The sequence below is a fragment of the Citrobacter sp. wls706 genome, from assembly GCF_005281305.1.
Taxonomy (GTDB): domain Bacteria; phylum Pseudomonadota; class Gammaproteobacteria; order Enterobacterales; family Enterobacteriaceae; genus Citrobacter; species Citrobacter werkmanii.
Genome location: NZ_SZXG01000030.1, coordinates 346,594 through 363,261, shown reverse-complemented (window position 1 = coordinate 363,261; position 16,668 = coordinate 346,594). Strand labels below are relative to the sequence as shown.

The 16,668-nt window shown below is 51.6% G+C and carries 16 protein-coding genes; 4 read left to right on the top strand and 12 right to left on the bottom strand.

The features are described from left to right. Positions 1-41 precede the first annotated feature (41 nt). The 3 genes from lapB to pgpB form a co-directional block, all read right to left on the bottom strand. Positions 42-1,211, bottom strand: coding sequence for a lipopolysaccharide assembly protein LapB (gene lapB / locus FDW92_RS09660; RefSeq protein WP_038640951.1), 1,170 nt, complete (start codon positions 1,209-1,211; stop codon positions 42-44). 6 nt (positions 1,212-1,217) lie between these two features. Further along, positions 1,218-1,526, bottom strand: a complete 309-nt coding sequence (locus FDW92_RS09655) for a LapA family protein (protein ID WP_006684318.1) — start codon at positions 1,524-1,526, stop codon at positions 1,218-1,220. Positions 1,527-1,675: 149 nt separating this feature from the next. Then, positions 1,676-2,440 carry a phosphatidylglycerophosphatase B gene (pgpB, locus tag FDW92_RS09650; RefSeq protein WP_042308084.1) on the bottom strand — a complete coding sequence of 255 codons (765 nt, stop codon included), beginning with the start codon at positions 2,438-2,440 and terminating at the stop codon, positions 1,676-1,678. 201 nt (positions 2,441-2,641) lie between these two features. Between pgpB and ribA the strand changes: the two genes are divergently transcribed. Then, a complete protein-coding gene (gene ribA, locus FDW92_RS09645) occupies positions 2,642-3,232 on the top strand; it encodes a GTP cyclohydrolase II (RefSeq protein WP_038640958.1) in 591 nt (196 codons plus the stop codon). Between the two features lie 52 nt (positions 3,233-3,284). Here the strand turns inward: ribA and acnA are convergent, their stop codons facing one another. The 5 genes from acnA to topA all read right to left on the bottom strand — a co-directional run bounded on the left by acnA (position 3,285) and on the right by topA (position 10,675). Continuing rightward, the gene (gene acnA / locus FDW92_RS09640) at positions 3,285-5,960 is read right to left on the bottom strand and encodes an aconitate hydratase AcnA (protein ID WP_042308081.1); all 2,676 of its coding nucleotides are present in this window, start codon (positions 5,958-5,960) and stop codon (positions 3,285-3,287) included. Between the two features lie 308 nt (positions 5,961-6,268). Beyond that, complete coding sequence (locus FDW92_RS23045) at positions 6,269-6,436, bottom strand: hypothetical protein (protein WP_167371244.1); 168 nt, start codon at positions 6,434-6,436, stop codon at positions 6,269-6,271. 3 nt (positions 6,437-6,439) lie between these two features. Beyond that, positions 6,440-6,580: a YmiA family putative membrane protein gene (locus FDW92_RS09635; RefSeq protein WP_213083790.1), complete on the bottom strand. Its 141-nt coding sequence runs from the start codon at positions 6,578-6,580 to the stop codon at positions 6,440-6,442. A 314-nt stretch (positions 6,581-6,894) separates the two neighbouring features. Then, a complete protein-coding gene (gene cysB / locus FDW92_RS09630) occupies positions 6,895-7,869 on the bottom strand; it encodes an HTH-type transcriptional regulator CysB (protein ID WP_042308079.1) in 975 nt (324 codons plus the stop codon). 208 nt (positions 7,870-8,077) lie between these two features. Then, positions 8,078-10,675, bottom strand: coding sequence for a type I DNA topoisomerase (gene topA, locus FDW92_RS09625; protein ID WP_042308078.1), 2,598 nt, complete (start codon positions 10,673-10,675; stop codon positions 8,078-8,080). Positions 10,676-11,073: 398 nt separating this feature from the next. Between topA and FDW92_RS09620 the strand changes: the two genes are divergently transcribed. After that, positions 11,074-11,325 (top strand): YciN family protein, encoded by a 252-nt coding sequence (locus FDW92_RS09620; RefSeq protein ID WP_003020616.1) that lies wholly within the window; start codon positions 11,074-11,076, stop codon positions 11,323-11,325. Positions 11,326-11,379: 54 nt separating this feature from the next. On the opposite strand, the gene sohB is transcribed toward FDW92_RS09620, so the two are convergent. Further along, the gene (sohB, locus tag FDW92_RS09615; RefSeq protein WP_042308076.1) at positions 11,380-12,426 is read right to left on the bottom strand and encodes a protease SohB; all 1,047 of its coding nucleotides are present in this window, start codon (positions 12,424-12,426) and stop codon (positions 11,380-11,382) included. Between the two features lie 222 nt (positions 12,427-12,648). On the opposite strand from sohB, the gene FDW92_RS09610 reads away from it, so the two are divergent. Then, the gene (locus FDW92_RS09610) at positions 12,649-13,410 is read left to right on the top strand and encodes a YciK family oxidoreductase (RefSeq protein WP_042308073.1); all 762 of its coding nucleotides are present in this window, start codon (positions 12,649-12,651) and stop codon (positions 13,408-13,410) included. Then, positions 13,407-13,997 (top strand): cob(I)yrinic acid a,c-diamide adenosyltransferase, encoded by a 591-nt coding sequence (gene cobO, locus FDW92_RS09605; protein WP_042308071.1) that lies wholly within the window; start codon positions 13,407-13,409, stop codon positions 13,995-13,997. Before FDW92_RS09610 ends, cobO begins: the two co-directional genes overlap by 4 nt. An 83-nt stretch (positions 13,998-14,080) precedes the next feature. Here cobO and rluB read toward each other — a convergent pair whose 3' ends face one another. From rluB to rnm, 3 genes are all read right to left on the bottom strand, one after another. Further along, positions 14,081-14,956, bottom strand: coding sequence for a 23S rRNA pseudouridine(2605) synthase RluB (rluB, locus tag FDW92_RS09600; RefSeq protein WP_038640972.1), 876 nt, complete (start codon positions 14,954-14,956; stop codon positions 14,081-14,083). Positions 14,957-15,056: 100 nt separating this feature from the next. Beyond that, positions 15,057-15,677 (bottom strand): L-threonylcarbamoyladenylate synthase, encoded by a 621-nt coding sequence (locus FDW92_RS09595; protein WP_042308069.1) that lies wholly within the window; start codon positions 15,675-15,677, stop codon positions 15,057-15,059. Further along, the gene (rnm, locus tag FDW92_RS09590) at positions 15,674-16,552 is read right to left on the bottom strand and encodes an RNase AM (protein WP_042308068.1); all 879 of its coding nucleotides are present in this window, start codon (positions 16,550-16,552) and stop codon (positions 15,674-15,676) included. The genes FDW92_RS09595 and rnm overlap by 4 nt, the downstream gene beginning before the upstream one ends. Positions 16,553-16,668 lie beyond the last annotated feature (116 nt).

Genomic DNA, 16,668 nt, shown 5'->3' with positions numbered 1-16,668 from the left:
TTCATTAGGATGTTGTAACTAAATTGAATGTTTTTTAAAAATTACAGTCCATCAAGCCCGCGAATAGGTTTAATGGTTGACCATGAACGACAGGATGGACAATGCCAGTACAGCGTATAAGCCGTGAACCCGCATTTCTGACAGCGATAGCGCGGCTTACTACGTACCTGCTCCCCGACCATATCGCGCAGCACCATCAGGCTCTCTTTGGCACGCCCTTCTTCCGCTTCGTTAAGATGATAATCCATCAGCTTGTGGAATACACGCATCGTAGGATGGCGTTGCAGCTGACGAGTGATATAAACCTGAGCGGTATCAGTCCCCTCACGCGCCTCAAGGATATCTGCAAGCATCAGTTCAGCGGCGGCACCTGTGTTTTCCTCAACCGCACGGCGTAAAAACTCTGCCCACTCATCGTTTTTGCCCAAATGCTGGTAGCAGCTTTGCAGCATTTCCAGCGTTTCACTGACCAGCTCTTTATCCTGAGAAATCACCCGTTGCAGACTTTCAACCGCCCTGGAGTAATCGCCGTTCAGCATATATACGCGCCCCATCATGATGGAAACGCGGGCGCTGTTTTTGTCTGCTGCCGCCCCTTTTTTCAACAGCGTCATGGCACGATCCATATCGTCGTTGCCCATTTGCTGTAACGCCAGTTCGCAGTAAAAATGCGCTATCTCAATGCGTTGTTTGTCTTTGCCAAGCTTTACCAGACGCTCTGCAACGTCAATGGCTTTTTGCCATTCGCTGGTTGCCTGATAAATTTGCAGCAACTGCTGTAATGCGCCAACGCGAAAATCGGTTTCATCGGTCAGCTGATTGAACATATCTTCCGCACGGTCATACAGGCCGGCGGCCATGTAATCGCGGCCCAGTTGTTGCACTGCCAGCAAACGCTGTTCGTAGGTCAGCGAGGCGCTTTCCATAAGGGTTTGGTGGATGCGGATTGCACGATCGACTTCACCGCGCGAACGGAACAGGTTTCCGAGGGTGAGATGAGCCTCAACGGTGCCCGTATCCTCTTTCAGCATATCGAGGAACAGATCCACCGCTTTATCTTGTTGGTTGCTCAGGAGGAAGTTAACCCCGGCGACATAGTCACGGGAAAGTCGGTTAGCTTCATCCTGCTTTGTTTGTTGCGCACTTCTGCGACCCATATACCACCCATAGGCAGCGGCTACAGGTAAAAGCAGAAACAACAACTCCAACATAAATAATTATTCCTTTACAACCGACGAATCGGCGGATACCGCAACGTCGGTCGCAGGCGCAAGCTGGTTTTCCAGTCGTTTGATTTTACGTTCGGCGCGCGCAAGAGACACTCGAACCTTCAGCCAGAAAAGGCCGCAAATTAGCCAACCAATCGCAAAACCTGCGGCAAACAATACAGCAAGCAGCGTAGAGATACGATACTCACCCTGAGCCAGCAGGTAATTAAACGTAACCTGTTGATCGTTTTGCGCACCTAATGTCACCGAAATAACAAAAATCGCCAACACCAGTAAGAAAATGAGTAAATATTTCACATTACTTCCCGTTATGTGGTTTGAGCGAATAAATCGTGTCCAACTTACCGCGTTGAGCCCTTTAAATTACCATTTTCACACCGAGTGCGAAATGGAAAAGCGCTTTATGCCTTCTGATTTAAGGGCAAAATTCGAAAAATCAATCATAGCTAACTTTCTTGTTCACGCTGCGCAATTTCTTTTGTCTCCTGTACTGGCGGTGTTAAAGGCCCGCATATCCGCTGCGCAAGCCAGGTTGCCAGGGTCACCAACAGCCAGGAAATCAGCGTTGCGACCACCAAATCACGGGGCCAGTGCATTCCGAGCAGCAAACGGCTCCCCATCACACCCGTTGCCCAGATGAGCAAGAATGCAATAGTCAGCGTACGTCTGCGTGGCCACAGCAATCCTACCGCCAACAAAGCCCAACTGGCAGCAAACATCGTATGTCCGGATGGAAAAGCAAACCCTGTTTCTTTTTGCCAGTGCTTACGTAGGAACGTTGGCACGTCCCGCTGTTCGGCTAATTGTTCTTTGACTAAGTTCCCACGATCTTTACGTTTTAAAGTGTAGAACTCATCAACCGGAATATGGTGCGTTTTTTCCAGCCATACGACAAATGGCCGCGGTTCCTGCACCCTGTCTTTAACCCAGGACTTCACGCCCTGCCCAACTAAAATCGCTGCTGCCAAGATCGCAAACAGCATTACCGCTGCTTTCAGACGAAAACGCAAACACCACAAAAACCATGCACAGAGCGCTACATGAGTGATAATTCCCCATGGCTGTGTCACCGTTTCCGTTACCCAGTACAAGGATTTTAACCACCAGACATTATGCCCTGGTTGCCAACTCCAACCTGATACCCATACAGCAACCGGCATGATAAGCAGCAGCCCGGCGCCGACTGCGGTGCGCTTTGCAATTGAAAGCATTGCCTCTCCTTTCGTCGATAAGTCTCACAATCATAACTGAAAAATGCGCACGCCGGAAAAATTGACAATTTTGTGCCATTCCAAAAGCGAATCCGTTGTCGCAATTAGGTGAACATCGCTGGCTTATGGCAAAATAGTGCAATACAGAACAGAAGCCAACAGGCGACGGCACGACAGTGCCAGCATAATCTGGAGAATTACATGCAGCTTAAACGTGTGGCAGAAGCCAAACTGCCAACCCCCTGGGGCGATTTCCTGATGGTGGGATTTGAAGAACTGGCAACCGGACACGATCATGTCGCGCTGATTTTTGGCGATATTACAGGCCAAACGCCTGTCCTGGCGCGTGTCCACTCTGAGTGTCTGACTGGCGATGCGCTGTTTAGCCTACGTTGCGATTGCGGTTTCCAGCTCGAAGCGGCCCTGTCCCACATTGCTGAAGAAGGGCGTGGCATTCTACTCTATCATCGTCAGGAAGGACGCAACATTGGCCTGCTAAATAAAATCCGCGCCTATGCGTTGCAGGACCAGGGTTATGATACGGTTGAAGCCAATCATCAGTTAGGATTTGCGGCAGACGAGCGTGATTTCACGCTGTGTGCGGACATGTTCAAGCTGCTGGGCGTTGACGAGGTACGTTTGTTGACCAATAACCCGAAGAAAGTGGAAATTCTGACCGAAGCGGGTATCAATATCGTTGAACGCGTACCGCTGATTGTGGGTCGTAATCCGAATAATGAACATTATCTGGATACCAAAGCCGCGAAGATGGGCCATTTGTTAAATAAATAATTTCCGTTTACCTGGCACATAAAAAAGCCTGCTAACGCAGGCTTTTTATATGTTATTTCAACATATTACGAATGACATAGTGCAGAATACCGTCGTTCTGATAGTAAGTTAACTCCGTCGCGGTATCGATGCGGCAACGACACAAAATCACCTCTTTACGCCCATCAGTCCGAGACAAACTCACCGGAACTGTCGCCCCCGGTTTAATGTTTTGCAGGTCCGTAATATCAATCGCTTCCTCACCGGTTAATCCCAGCGTTTTACGCGTAATCCCCTGAGGGAACTCAAGCGGTAGAATCCCCATGCCGATCAGGTTAGAACGGTGAATTCGCTCAAAGGACTCAGCAATAACCACGCGCACCCCCAGCAAGCGTGGGCCTTTCGCAGCCCAGTCACGACTGGAGCCAGAACCATATTCCTTACCGGCAATGATCGCCAGTGGAACATTCTCCTGTTGATACTGCATGGCGGCATCATAGATTGCCACCACTTCCGTCCCCGGTAAATGCCGCGTCATCCCGCCTTCCACGCCTGGCACCATCTCATTACGAATACGAATATTGGCAAAAGTACCGCGCATCATCACTTCATGGTTTCCGCGTCGGGAGCCGTAGGAGTTAAAGTCTTTGCGCTCAACGCCGTGGCTTTGCAAATACCGACCGGCCGGGCTATCCGCTTTAATGCTACCTGCCGGAGAAATATGGTCGGTGGTCACCGAGTCGCCTAACATCGCCAGAATGCGGGCGCCATGAATGTCCTGCACCGGATCCGGCGTAGCCTGCATACCATCAAAGAACGGCGACAAACGGATATAGGTCGAGTCCGACTGCCAGCCATAGGTGTCAGCCCGATCAACTTGAATCGCTTTCCATTCCGGCGTGCCTTCAAACACTTCGGCATACTCTTTATGGAACATAGCGGTAGACACCTGCTCAACGGCTCGGGCGATTTCCTGCGCAGTTGGCCAGATATCTTTCAAGTAAACGGGATCGCCTTTTCTGTCATGACCTAACGGATCTTTCGTCAGGTTGATATTCATATTCCCCGCCAGCGCGTAAGCTACTACCAGCGGCGGAGACGCCAACCAGTTCGTCTTGACGAGCGGATGGATGCGTCCTTCAAAGTTACGGTTGCCGGAAAGCACTGCGCCAACCGTGAGATCGCCTTTTTTGATGGCCGTCTCAATCGGGTCTGGCAACGGCCCGGAGTTACCTATACAGGTGGTACAGCCATAACCCACGAGGTTAAAGCCCAACTCATCCAGATACGGTGTGAACCCCGCCTGCGCCAGATAGTCAGAAACTACTTTGGAGCCAGGCGCCAGCGAGGCTTTAACCCACGGCTGACGTTTCAGACCAAGCGTAACCGCTTTCTTCGCCAGCAGCCCCGCCGCCATCAATACGCTTGGGTTAGAGGTGTTGGTACAGGAGGTGATCGCCGCAATCACTACCGCGCCATCCGGCAACTGGTATTGATGCCCGTTCATGGTATAGTCCACTGGCTGACGATCTTTTAGCGAGCTATTCACTTCAAGCTCGTTACTCGCCGAGAACGCTTTCGGGACATCAGCGAGTGCAACCCGATCCTGCGGACGTTTCGGCCCGGCAAGGCTCGCCTCCACACTCCCCATATCCAGCTCCAGCGAGCTGGTAAATACGGGTTCATCGCCTGGGTTACGCCACATCCCCTGCGCTTTAGCATAAGCGCCGACCAGTTCGACCTGTTCCTCACTGCGTCCGCTCAGGCGCATATATTCAAGAGTGATGTCATCAATCGGGAAGAAACCACAGGTTGCGCCATATTCCGGCGACATGTTCGCAATGGTTGCCCGATCGGCCAGAGGTAAGGTGTCCAGACCATCGCCATAGAATTCAACAAATTTCCCAACCACACCGTGCTTACGCAGCATTTGGGTGACGGTCAGCACCAGATCGGTTGCGGTGATACCTTCCCGCAGTTTACCTACCAGCTTGAAGCCCACCACGTCAGGGATAAGCATTGAGACCGGCTGGCCCAGCATCGCGGCTTCGGCTTCAATGCCCCCGACGCCCCAGCCCAGCACACCGAGACCATTTATCATCGTAGTATGGGAATCGGTACCGACCAGTGTATCCGGATAAGCCACCCATTCACCGTTTTGTAATTCGCTCCAGACAGCTTTACCCAAATATTCAAGGTTAACCTGGTGGCAAATCCCCGTTCCCGGCGGCACAACGCTGAAGCGACTGAATGCTTGCTGTCCCCATTTCAGGAACACATAGCGCTCATGGTTACGTTCCATTTCCAGACGGACGTTCTCTTCGAAAGCGTCATCATCACCGAAACGATCCACCGTTACGGAGTGGTCTATCACAAGATCCACTGGCGAAAGCGGATTCACTTTTGCCGTATCCCCGCCCAAACGTTTTACCGCTTCGCGCATAGCGGCCAGATCGACCACTGCGGGTACGCCGGTAAAGTCCTGCATCAAAACGCGAGCGGGTCGATAGGCAATCTCACGATCGGCATGCGCGGTTTCCAGCCAACGCGCCAGGGCATGAATATCGTCTTCGGTAACGGTATTTTCGTCCTGCCAGCGAAGCAGGTTCTCCAGCAAAACTTTTAACGATTTAGGCAGGCGGGTGATATCACCCAGTGTTTGTGCGGCCAGAGGCAAGCTGTAGTAACGGTAGGTTTTATCATTAACCTGCAATGTGTCCTTACTGGCTTCGCGTAGGGTCGACGACATAGCTCCTCCTTAAATGACAGGGTTGGATCCCCTGATTTTCTTCAGGGTTAGTATTAAAGATAACACAAACAAAATGTAACGCTTTGATAACAACTCAAATTGATAAAAGTGGAGAACATAGGAAAAGCGGAGTGTGGCGTAAATTACGAGGAGAAGGTTCGAGAGCGAAGGCTATGAGGCTTAATGTGTAACAGGTATGTATGCAATCGATAATATGCTGATTAGCGGGGACATCGCGATTGCATGTAATAAGTCATACGAAGTATCAGACAGAGGGCGAATAATAATGACAATAAAATTCGTATTAATTACTGTTTCTGTTCATCATCAGTAAACAGATCAATAAACGCGCGTTGTTCCGGGGAAAGCGTCCAGGAGGTGGGGATTTCCGGCCCATTCTCTGCGCCGCTCTTGCTCTCTTGTTCATTTTCATGAGGAGATGGCGTTACGGTGGCGTGTTGTTCCGGTGCGGACATGACCTACCCCCACACTTGCCAGACCACGAGCGCGACGACAATCCAGAACACAGCGGAGCCGAGAAAAACAGCAAACCAGGCTTTACGTTTCATCGCGGGATCCCTGCGTGCAGGCTGGTTTCCTGAAGGCATCGCTAACCTCATACTATCGAAATCACTTATCATTTAGGCACCAAACAATCGGTACAATTAATCATCAGATAGGAGAAATCCTAATAAAAAAGGCGAAAAAAAGCCAGTTAATTTTCTGACTCGTCCTGATAAATAAATCGATTGTTTGATCGGTTATAAATATTTGAAAGGAATTTTTGGCAAGCTGACTAATTTGAAACTACTTTAGAGAACCTTTTCCATAAACTATATATGGTTAATTTATTCACTGTAAATTATCAATTAGTTCAGTGTTTCCCGTCGGTATCGCTTTATGCCGGAGGATACCGACGAGGTAACAGCTGGTATTATTTCTCAGGCAATTTAATATCTTTAAACATGGCTTCGATATCATCATTAGAACGCAGCGCCACCGCAGTATCCACCACATCTCGCGTCAGATGTGGCGCGAAACGTTGAATAAAATCATACATGTAACTGCGTAAAAACGTGCTGCGACGAAAACCAATTTTGGTGGTGCTATGACTGAAGATATCGTGCGCGTCAACACGTACAAGATCAGGGTCGGAGACGGGATCAACCGCCATGCTGGCAATCACCCCCACGCCGAGGCCCAGACGCACATAGGTTTTAATGACATCGGCATCGGTAGCGGTAAAAACTATCCGCGGCTCCAGACCCGCACGATTAAACGCGGTATCCAGTTCCGAACGCCCGGTAAAACCGAAGGTGTAGGTGACCAGCGGATACTGCGCTAACTCTTCAATAGAAACGGACGCTTTTCCCGCCAGCGGATGATCCGGCGTCACGACGATCGAGCGGTTCCAGTGATAGCAAGGCAGCATCACCAGATCGTCATACAGATGCAGGGCTTCTGTCGCAATGGCAAAGTCTGCATTCCCTTTCGAAACGGCTTCGGCGATTTGCGTCGGCGATCCCTGGTGCATGTGCAAAGAGACGCGAGGGTATCGCTCAATAAAACCTTTAATCACGTTTGGCAGTGCGTAACGTGCTTGTGTGTGGGTCGTCGCGATGTATAACGAGCCTTTGTCCGGCCAGGTATGTTCGCCGGCAACGGACTTAATGGCATCCACCTTCGACAGTACCTCACGCGCAATACGGATGACTTCCTGCCCCGCTGGCGTAACCTGCGTCAGGTGCTTACCGCTACGGGCAAAAATCTGGATGCCAAGTTCATCTTCAAGCATACGAACTTGCTTACTGATGCCTGGCTGGGAGGTATAAAGCCCTTCCGCCGTTGAGGAGACATTAAGGTTGTGGTTCACCACCTCAACAATGTAGCGAAGCTGCTGTAATTTCATGTTAAGCCATCCCGATTTATGCCATCAGATCATCGTTTCAAAGCAGGCTCGTTAGCGCTGCTAATACGATTTAATAATAAAAAACGTGTTAACTATAACCACTATATCATTTCTATGTAAGCTGTATAGGCATGACAAAAAATAATACGCCAGAAACAAAAAGGGTCGCATACGCGACCCTTTAAGGAGAAATTCAGGCGGAATGCCGTTATTTCTTCCCTTCAACCCATTTACCGTCAACAAAAAACGCGGACCAGCCGGTCGCCTTACCGTCTTTCTCAGCGGCAACGTATTGCTGCTTGGTTTTACGGCTGAAACGGACCATGGACTTGTTGCCGTCCGGGTCCGTCTGCGGCGCGTCTGCCAGATAACGCAGTTTTTCCGGCAGACGATCGCGGAAGCGGTACAGCTCTTCCACTAACGGCGCGCGGGTCTCACGTGATTTCGGGAACGTATTTGCCGCCAGGAAGATACCTGCAGCGCCATCACGTAACACAAAATACGCGTCAGATTTTTCACACGGCAGTTCCGGCAGCGGAACCGGATCCTCTTTCGGCGGAGCGACTTCACCGTTACGCAGGATCTTACGGGTGTTTTTGCACTCATCGTTGGTACACGCCATGTACTTACCGAAACGCCCCATTTTCAGGTGCATTTCAGAGCCACATTTCTCGCACTCAACGATAGGACCGTCATAACCCTTGATACGGAATTCACCCTCTTCGATCTCATAGCCGTCGCAGGTAGGGTTATTACCACATACATGCAGCTTACGCTTAGGATCGATAAGATAGCTGTCCATCGCCGTGCCGCACTTCTGGCAACGACGTTTGGCGCGCAGAGCGTTCGTTTCCGCGTCGTCGCCTTCCAGCACGTTCAGCACTTCGTTTTCCGGCACCAAGTTAATGGTGGTTTTGCAGCGCTCTTTCGGCGACAGCGCATAGCCGGAACAGCCGAGGAAAACGCCGGTGCTGGCGGTACGAATACCCATCTTGCGTCCGCAGGTCGGGCAATCAATGCTGGTCAGCACCATCTGATTCGGACGCATACCGCCTTCTTCAGGGTCTTTCTCAGCTTTATCCAGTTGCTGAGTAAAATCGGTGAAGAAGTTGTCGAGTACGCCTTTCCATTCGGCTTCGTGATTTGCCACCTGGTCGAGGCTGTCTTCCATCTGCGCGGTAAAATCGTAGTTCATCAGTTCGCGGAAGTTTTCTTCCAGACGATCGGTGACAATTTCACCCATTTTTTCAGCATAGAAGCGACGGTTCTCAACGCGAACATAGCCGCGATCCTGAATCGTGGAAATAATCGACGCATACGTTGATGGACGACCAATACCACGCTTTTCAAGCTCTTTAACCAGCGAGGCTTCACTGAAACGAGCAGGCGGTTTGGTAAAGTGTTGCGCTGGCGTCAGTTCGACAAGCGTCAACGTATCGCCTTTATCCACCGCCGGTAAGATACGGTCTTCATCGCCCTTACGCAGCGCAGGCATCACTTTGGTCCAGCCATCGAAACGCAGAATACGACCACGCGCTTTCAGGCGGAAATCACCCGCGCCCACGGTTAAGGTGGTGGAATCGTATTTCGCCGGCGTCATCTGGCAGGCAACAAACTGGCGCCAGATCAACTGGTACAGTTTCTGCGCATCAGCTTCCATGTCTTTCAGTGATTCCGCCTGTACGGCGACATCGGAGGGACGGATAGCTTCGTGCGCTTCCTGAGAGTTCTCTTTGCTGGCGTACTGGTTTGCGCTCTCCGGCAGATATTTTTTACCAAACTTATCGCTGATGTAATCGCGAACCATGGTGACGGCGTCCTGACTCAGGTTTGTTGAGTCCGTACGCATATAGGTGATGTAACCCGCTTCGTACAAGCGCTGTGCCATCATCATGGTTTTCTTCACGCCAAAGCCCAGACGCGTGCTCGCAGCCTGCTGTAGCGTGGAGGTAATAAACGGCGCGCCCGGCTTGCTGCTGGTCGGTTTATCTTCACGTTCCAGAACGCTATAGCGCGCTTTTTCCAACAGGCTAACAGCGGCAAGCGTTTGTTCCCGGTTGACCGGGCGGAACGGTTTATCATTCTGATGCGTCACCTCAAGCGGCAAAGCATCGCCACCAGGCGTGGTCGTGTCAGCACCAATTTCCCAGAACTCTTCTGGGACAAATGCTTTGATTTCACGTTCACGCTCAACCACCAGACGTACAGCAACCGACTGTACGCGGCCTGCAGACAAACCACGCGCAATTTTTTTCCACAGCAGCGGCGACACCATATAGCCCACCACGCGGTCCATAAAGCGGCGCGCCTGTTGCGCGTTAACCCGGTCGATGTTCAGTTCGCCCGGTTTTTCGAACGCCTGACGAATAGCGTTCTTGGTAATTTCGTTAAACACCACGCGGCTGTAGCGGGTGTCATCGCCGCCGATCACTTCCCGCAGGTGCCATGCAATGGCTTCCCCTTCGCGGTCAAGGTCGGTTGCGAGATAGATGTGGTCGGCTTTTTCAGCCAGTTGCTTCAGTTCAGAAACAACTTTCTCTTTACCAGGCAGCACTTCATAGCGCGCATCCCAGTTGTGCCACGGGTCAACACCCATGCGGTTGACGAGAGCGCCACGTTCATCCTTTTTGGGCTTTTTAGCCGTTTTGGTGGAGGTTGAGTCGGCGCTCTTTTTAGTTGCTGAGCCACTGGTCGGCAAATCACGGATATGACCGACGCTGGATTTCACCACGTAGTCATTACCCAGATACTTGTTGATCGTTTTGGCTTTTGCCGGGGACTCAACGATGACAAGAGCTTTACCCATATTCACCTTTACCTAATTTGATTCTTCCAGAATGCGTCGCACGTTGATTCACCTTCCACTGGCGACGAGACATCGATATGGTCTCTGCGTCGGCGGATATCAACCCCTTAAACTGATTCGCGCTTGTAATGTAACTCTCATGTAACTGAGTTGACAGGCTTTTTTGCTCACAAACGCTATAGCACGACGAAGTATTGGTCGAATGTCAAGCAAATCTGTTGCCAGATTGACGAAAGCGTCACACTGTACCTGATAAAATGCGTTACGCAACTTTATTAGCATGCAAAAACAAATCTCGCCAGTTGCAACCCTGACGTAAGACCTTCATTTATGTCAGGGAATATTTGCCCATAAGCCGGGCTCGGCGTAGACTAATGTCCTTGTTTAAGGAGTAAATAATGCATAAAGACACGCAACCTATCGATCGCGAAACGCTGCTGATTGAAGCCAACAAAATCATTCGTGAGCATGAGGACACGCTGGCGGGGATTGTCGCCACCGGCGTTACGCAGCGAAATGGCGTGCTGGTTTTCAGCGGCGATTACTTTTTAGACGAGCAAGGGCTTCCGACGCCCAAAAGTACGGCAGTGTTTAATATGTTTAAGCACCTGGCGCACGTACTTTCTGAAAAGTATCACTTGATCGATTAATACAAGAAATGATTTGCCGGATGGCGATGTTCACGCCATCCGGCAATGACAATTTTACATCAGCGGTTTCTGTCCCCGCTGCCACCAGCGCAGCAGCAAACGATCGGCGCTCTCAGCCGCACTCCCGGTAAAGCGATCCATCAGTTTTTTGCGCTGCATATAGCGAACGCTCAACACTTCGCGCCCTTCCATTAGCCCGAGGATCACTTCATCACTGGTATTGATTTCATCCACCAGCCCGTTCGCCAGCGCCTGTTGCCCAAACCAGTGTTCGCCGGTGGCAACCTGCTCAATGTCCAGAGTCGGACGCATGCGCTGCACAAAATCCTTAAACAGGTGATGGGTTTCATTCAGATCTTCGCGGAATTTCTGCCGCCCTTCTTCCGTGTTTTCACCCAGCAGTGTCAGCGTACGCTTGTACTGTCCGGCGGTGTGCAGTTCGATATCAATATCCTTCCCTTTCAGAAAGCGGTTAAAGTTCGGGATCTGCGCCACGACGCCAATCGACCCGACGATAGCAAACGGTGCCGAGACAATTTTATCGGCTACGCAGGCCATCATATACCCACCGCTCGCGGCGACTTTATCCACCGTTACGGTCAACGGGATCTGCTTATCGCGCAGACGCTGTAACTGCGATGCAGCCAGGCCATAACCATGAACCACACCGCCCGGGCTTTCCAGGCGAACCACCACTTGATCCTGCGGTTTAACCACTGCCAGCACCGCCGTCACTTCCTCACGTAACGCGCTGACCTCATGGGCGTCCATGCTGCCTTTAAAATCCAGCACCCATACACGTGGTTTATCAGATGACGTACTGTCTCCCAGTTTCGCTTTTGCCTTGGCTGCCTTCGCTTCCAGTTTCTGTTTCTTTTTCTGCGCCTTATGCCAGAATTTTTGCTGATGCCCGTCCAGTAATGCCAGCGACAGATCATCCTTCATCTCTTTATATTGCTCGCTGAGGTTAACAACCCGCAGCTCCCCGCGCTGACGCTTGCGTTGTGTCGCGTTCACAATCAGCATCACAATTACCGCAATAGCCACCACGACAGTGACAATTTTTGCCAAAAACAGCCCATATTCAGACAACAATTCCACGAGACCCACCTTGGTTAAACAACGCTATTCCCGCTCAGTGTACAACAGGCTGCTTAACCCGTCTTGCTTCATCCATCCTGGTGCTGAATCAGCAAAAAGCATGACAAAGCGTTAATTTTGCGGTGTTATTGCCTTTGGCTGATTGAAAAAGAACAGGGTTTAAGGCATAAAGCCCAAAAGTTATTGCGAACGAGATGGCCAGGGCGTCGCCGAGGAGTAGCCGTGCATTACCAACCTAAACAAGACCTTTTACAGGGCCGCATTATTCTTGTCACCGGTGCCAGCGATGGTATCGGACGCGAAGCCGCGCAGACCTATGCACGCTATGGCGCGACCGTTATCCTGCTTGGGCGTAACGAAGAAAAACTGCGTCAGGTTGCCCGCACTATCGCCGATGAAAACGGAACACACCCACAGTGGTTTACACTGGATTTACTGACCTGTACCTCTGAAGAATGTCACCAGCTTGCGCAGCGCATTGCCGCACAATTCCCGCGTCTGGATGGCGTACTGCATAACGCCGGATTACTCGGCGATATTTGCCCAATGAGTGAACAAAATCCGCAGATCTGGCAAGATGTCATGCAGGTAAATGTGAATGCCACCTTTATGCTGACCCAGGCATTGCTGCCGCTATTGCTGAAATCCGATGCCGGATCGCTGGTCTTTACCTCTTCCAGCGTCGGTCGCCAGGGACGCGCCAATTGGGGCGCATATGCTACCTCCAAATTCGCTACCGAAGGCATGATGCAGGTTCTGGCAGATGAATATCAGAACCGTCACCTGCGCGTAAACTGTATCAATCCAGGCGGTACGCGTACCGGGATGCGAGCCAGTGCATTTCCAACTGAAGATCCGCAAAAATTGAAAACCCCCGCCGATATTATGCCGCTCTACCTGTGGCTGATGGGCGATGACAGCCGCCGTAAAACCGGTATGACTTTCGATGCCCAGCCGGGCCGTAAACCAGGAATAGCTCAATGAGTGAAGAACGCTACCAGCAGCGCCAGCAGCGCGTTAAAGAGCGGGTTGATGCCCGCGTTGCCGCTGCAAAGGATGAACGCGGGATCATTATCGTATTCACCGGAAACGGTAAGGGTAAAACCACCGCTGCGTTCGGGACCGCCACGCGCGCGGTGGGCCATGGTAAAAAAGTCGGCGTGGTGCAGTTTATTAAAGGTACCTGGCCAAACGGTGAACGAAACTTACTCGAACCCCATGGCGTAGAGTTTCAGGTTATGGCGACAGGATTTACCTGGGACACGCAAAACCGCGAGTCGGATACCGCAGCCTGTATGGCCGTATGGGAACATGGAAAGCGAATGCTGGCTGATGCTGAACTGGATATGGTTATCCTGGACGAACTGACCTATATGGTTGCGTACGACTATCTGCCGCTTGAAGAGGTTATCAATGCCTTAAATACGCGTCCTGCCCATCAGACGGTGATTATCACCGGTCGGGGATGTCATCGCGATATTCTGGAGTTAGCAGATACGGTGAGCGAACTGCGCCCGGTTAAGCACGCGTTTGAAGCAGGCGTGAAGGCTCAGATGGGAATTGATTACTGACACCAGGCCGGATAAGGCGCTTTTGCCGCATCCGGCTCCACGCTAACGCCTGATGGCGCTTTGCTTATCAGGCCTGGTCATGATTAACCGTTGTTGCTGCGACCACCCGGACGACGGCTGCTGCCGACCTGTGAGTGGCGCTTCACCGCACGACGGATCTGGTTCGCCTTCATACGACGACGATCTTTCTCGACGGCAACTTTAGAGGTCGTTTCCGGCTTCAGCTCCACCAGTTCACGTAAATAGTTGGTCTGCGCAAGATCAAGCTCCGTCCAGCCGCCACGCGGCAGGCCTTTCGGCAGCGGGATATCGCCGTAACGGACACGGATAAGACGACTTACCTGCACGCCTACAGCTTCCCACAGGCGACGTACTTCACGGTTACGTCCTTCAGTCAGCGTGACGTTGTACCACTGGTTGATCCCTTCACCACCGCTGAACTTGATTGTTTTAAACGCCGCCGGACCATCTTCCAGCTGTACGCCACGACTCAGATCGCGCAGTTTCGCGTCATCAACCTGACCAAACACACGCACCGCATATTCACGCTCAACTTCACGGCTTGGATGCATCAGACGGTTTGCCAGTTCACCGTCGGTAGTGAACAGCAATAAACCGCAGGTATTCACATCCAGACGCCCCACGGCAATCCAGCGCGCATCGCGCAGTTTTGGCAGACGATCAAATACGGTCGGACGACCTTCCGGGTCGTTACGGGTACACAGTTCACCCTCTGGTTTGTAATAGGCCAGAACGCGACAGATTTGTTCCGCAGACTCTTTAACTGAAATCAGATGACCGTCGATACGGATTTTCAGACCCGGCGTCACTTCAACGCGATCGCCGAGCGTGGCAATTTTGCCATCAACGCTCACACGGCCCGCGGCAATAATGGTTTCAATTTCACGGCGAGAACCGTGGCCGGCGCGCGCCAGCACTTTTTGTAACTTTTCGCTCATAGAGCTTCCTTTAGATGTCGCCTTCACAGGCGTCGAACAGGAGAATCAACGGCACCAGTCAGCGCCATTTTAAGGCCGCGTAGTATAGCGGTTCGCGCCCTTATAAGAAAGGTTTAACGTCGCCGACGCCTTCACGCAAGACCACCGGAGAATCGTCAGTTAAATCGATGACCGTGGTCGGCTGCTGGCCGAGATAGCCGCCGTGGATAATCAGCTCCACCTGCTTCTCCAGACGATCCTTAATCTCTTCCGGGTCAGACTCGGTAAATTCACTGCCCGGCAGCATCAGCGATGTAGAGAGCATCGGCTCGCCCAGTGCTTCCAGCAGCGCCAGCGCAATCGGATTCGACGGCACACGCAGGCCGATGGTCTTACGTTTTTCCTGCAACAAACGGCGCGGCACTTCTTTCGTCCCTTTCAGGATGAAGGTGTAGTTGCCTGGCGTATTATTTTTAATCAAACGAAAAGCCACGTTATCGACAAACGAATAGGTCGACAGTTCGGACAGGTCACGGCACATCAGCGTAAAGTTGTGCCCATCCGGCAGGTGACGAATGCGACAAATGCGCTCCATCGCGCCTTTATCTTCAATTTTGCAGCCCAACGCATAGCCGGAATCGGTTGGATAGACGATCACCCCACCTTTACGCACGATTTCAACGGCCTGATTGATCAGTCGCTGTTGTGGGTTTTCGGGATGAATATAAAAAAACTGGCTCATACTTTCCTCTCTGTGGTCTCGGGCTGTTCCCAGAGTTGCCAGACGCCTTCTACGCCCGCGGGCAACCAGAGTTTACGACCCAGTTCAATCCACGGGCAGGGCTGATGAAAATCAGATCCCTGCGATGCCCACAATTGATGCTGGCGCGCAAGCGTCGCCAGATGGGTGCGTTCATTGGGAGACTGTTGGCACTGCGCCACTTCCATCGCGTCACCACGGTGTTCAGCGAAGTATGCAACCAGTCTTTTCAGCCACTTAGCGCTAAGATCGTACCGCCCAGGATGAGCCAGAACTGCCTTACCGCCAGAATGATGAATGACATCAATAGCTTGTTCTATTGTACACCACTGCGGCGGAACGTAACCGGTTTTCCCACGGGCAAGGTATTTTTTAAAAACATCCGCGATTGTCGTGGCTTTTCCGCACTCCACCAGAAAACGCGCAAAATGACCCCGAGTGACCGCCCCGCCATCAGCCAGACGCAACGCGCCTTCCCATGCGCCGGGAATATGCGCTTTATCGAGTCGTTCAGCAATCAGGCGCGCGCGCTGCTGACGACGTTCCGTTTGTTGCGCCAAAAACTCGCACATCAGTGGATGAGAAATATCAATATTCAGACCCACAATATGGATCTCATGATTTTCCCACACCGTAGAAATCTCAACACCTGAGATCAGATTTAACGCTAAACCCGAACGTGAAATTTCTTCTCTTGCCGCGGCAATACCAGCCGTGGTGTCATGATCGGTGATCGCCAGTGTACCGACTCGCATCTCTACCGCACGGTGTACTAAGGCTTCAGGGGTTAATCGCCCATCAGAGGCTGTAGTATGACTGTGCAGGTCATAAATCACTGCGTAATTCGTGTCGCTCAAGGCGGCTCCCGTTTAAATAAATGTCGTAACGCGCCCATCATAGCGGTTTCGACAAATTTACTGAAATCAGGTGTTGACTTTACTCCATCGAACTAGTTAACTAGTACGCAAGTTCA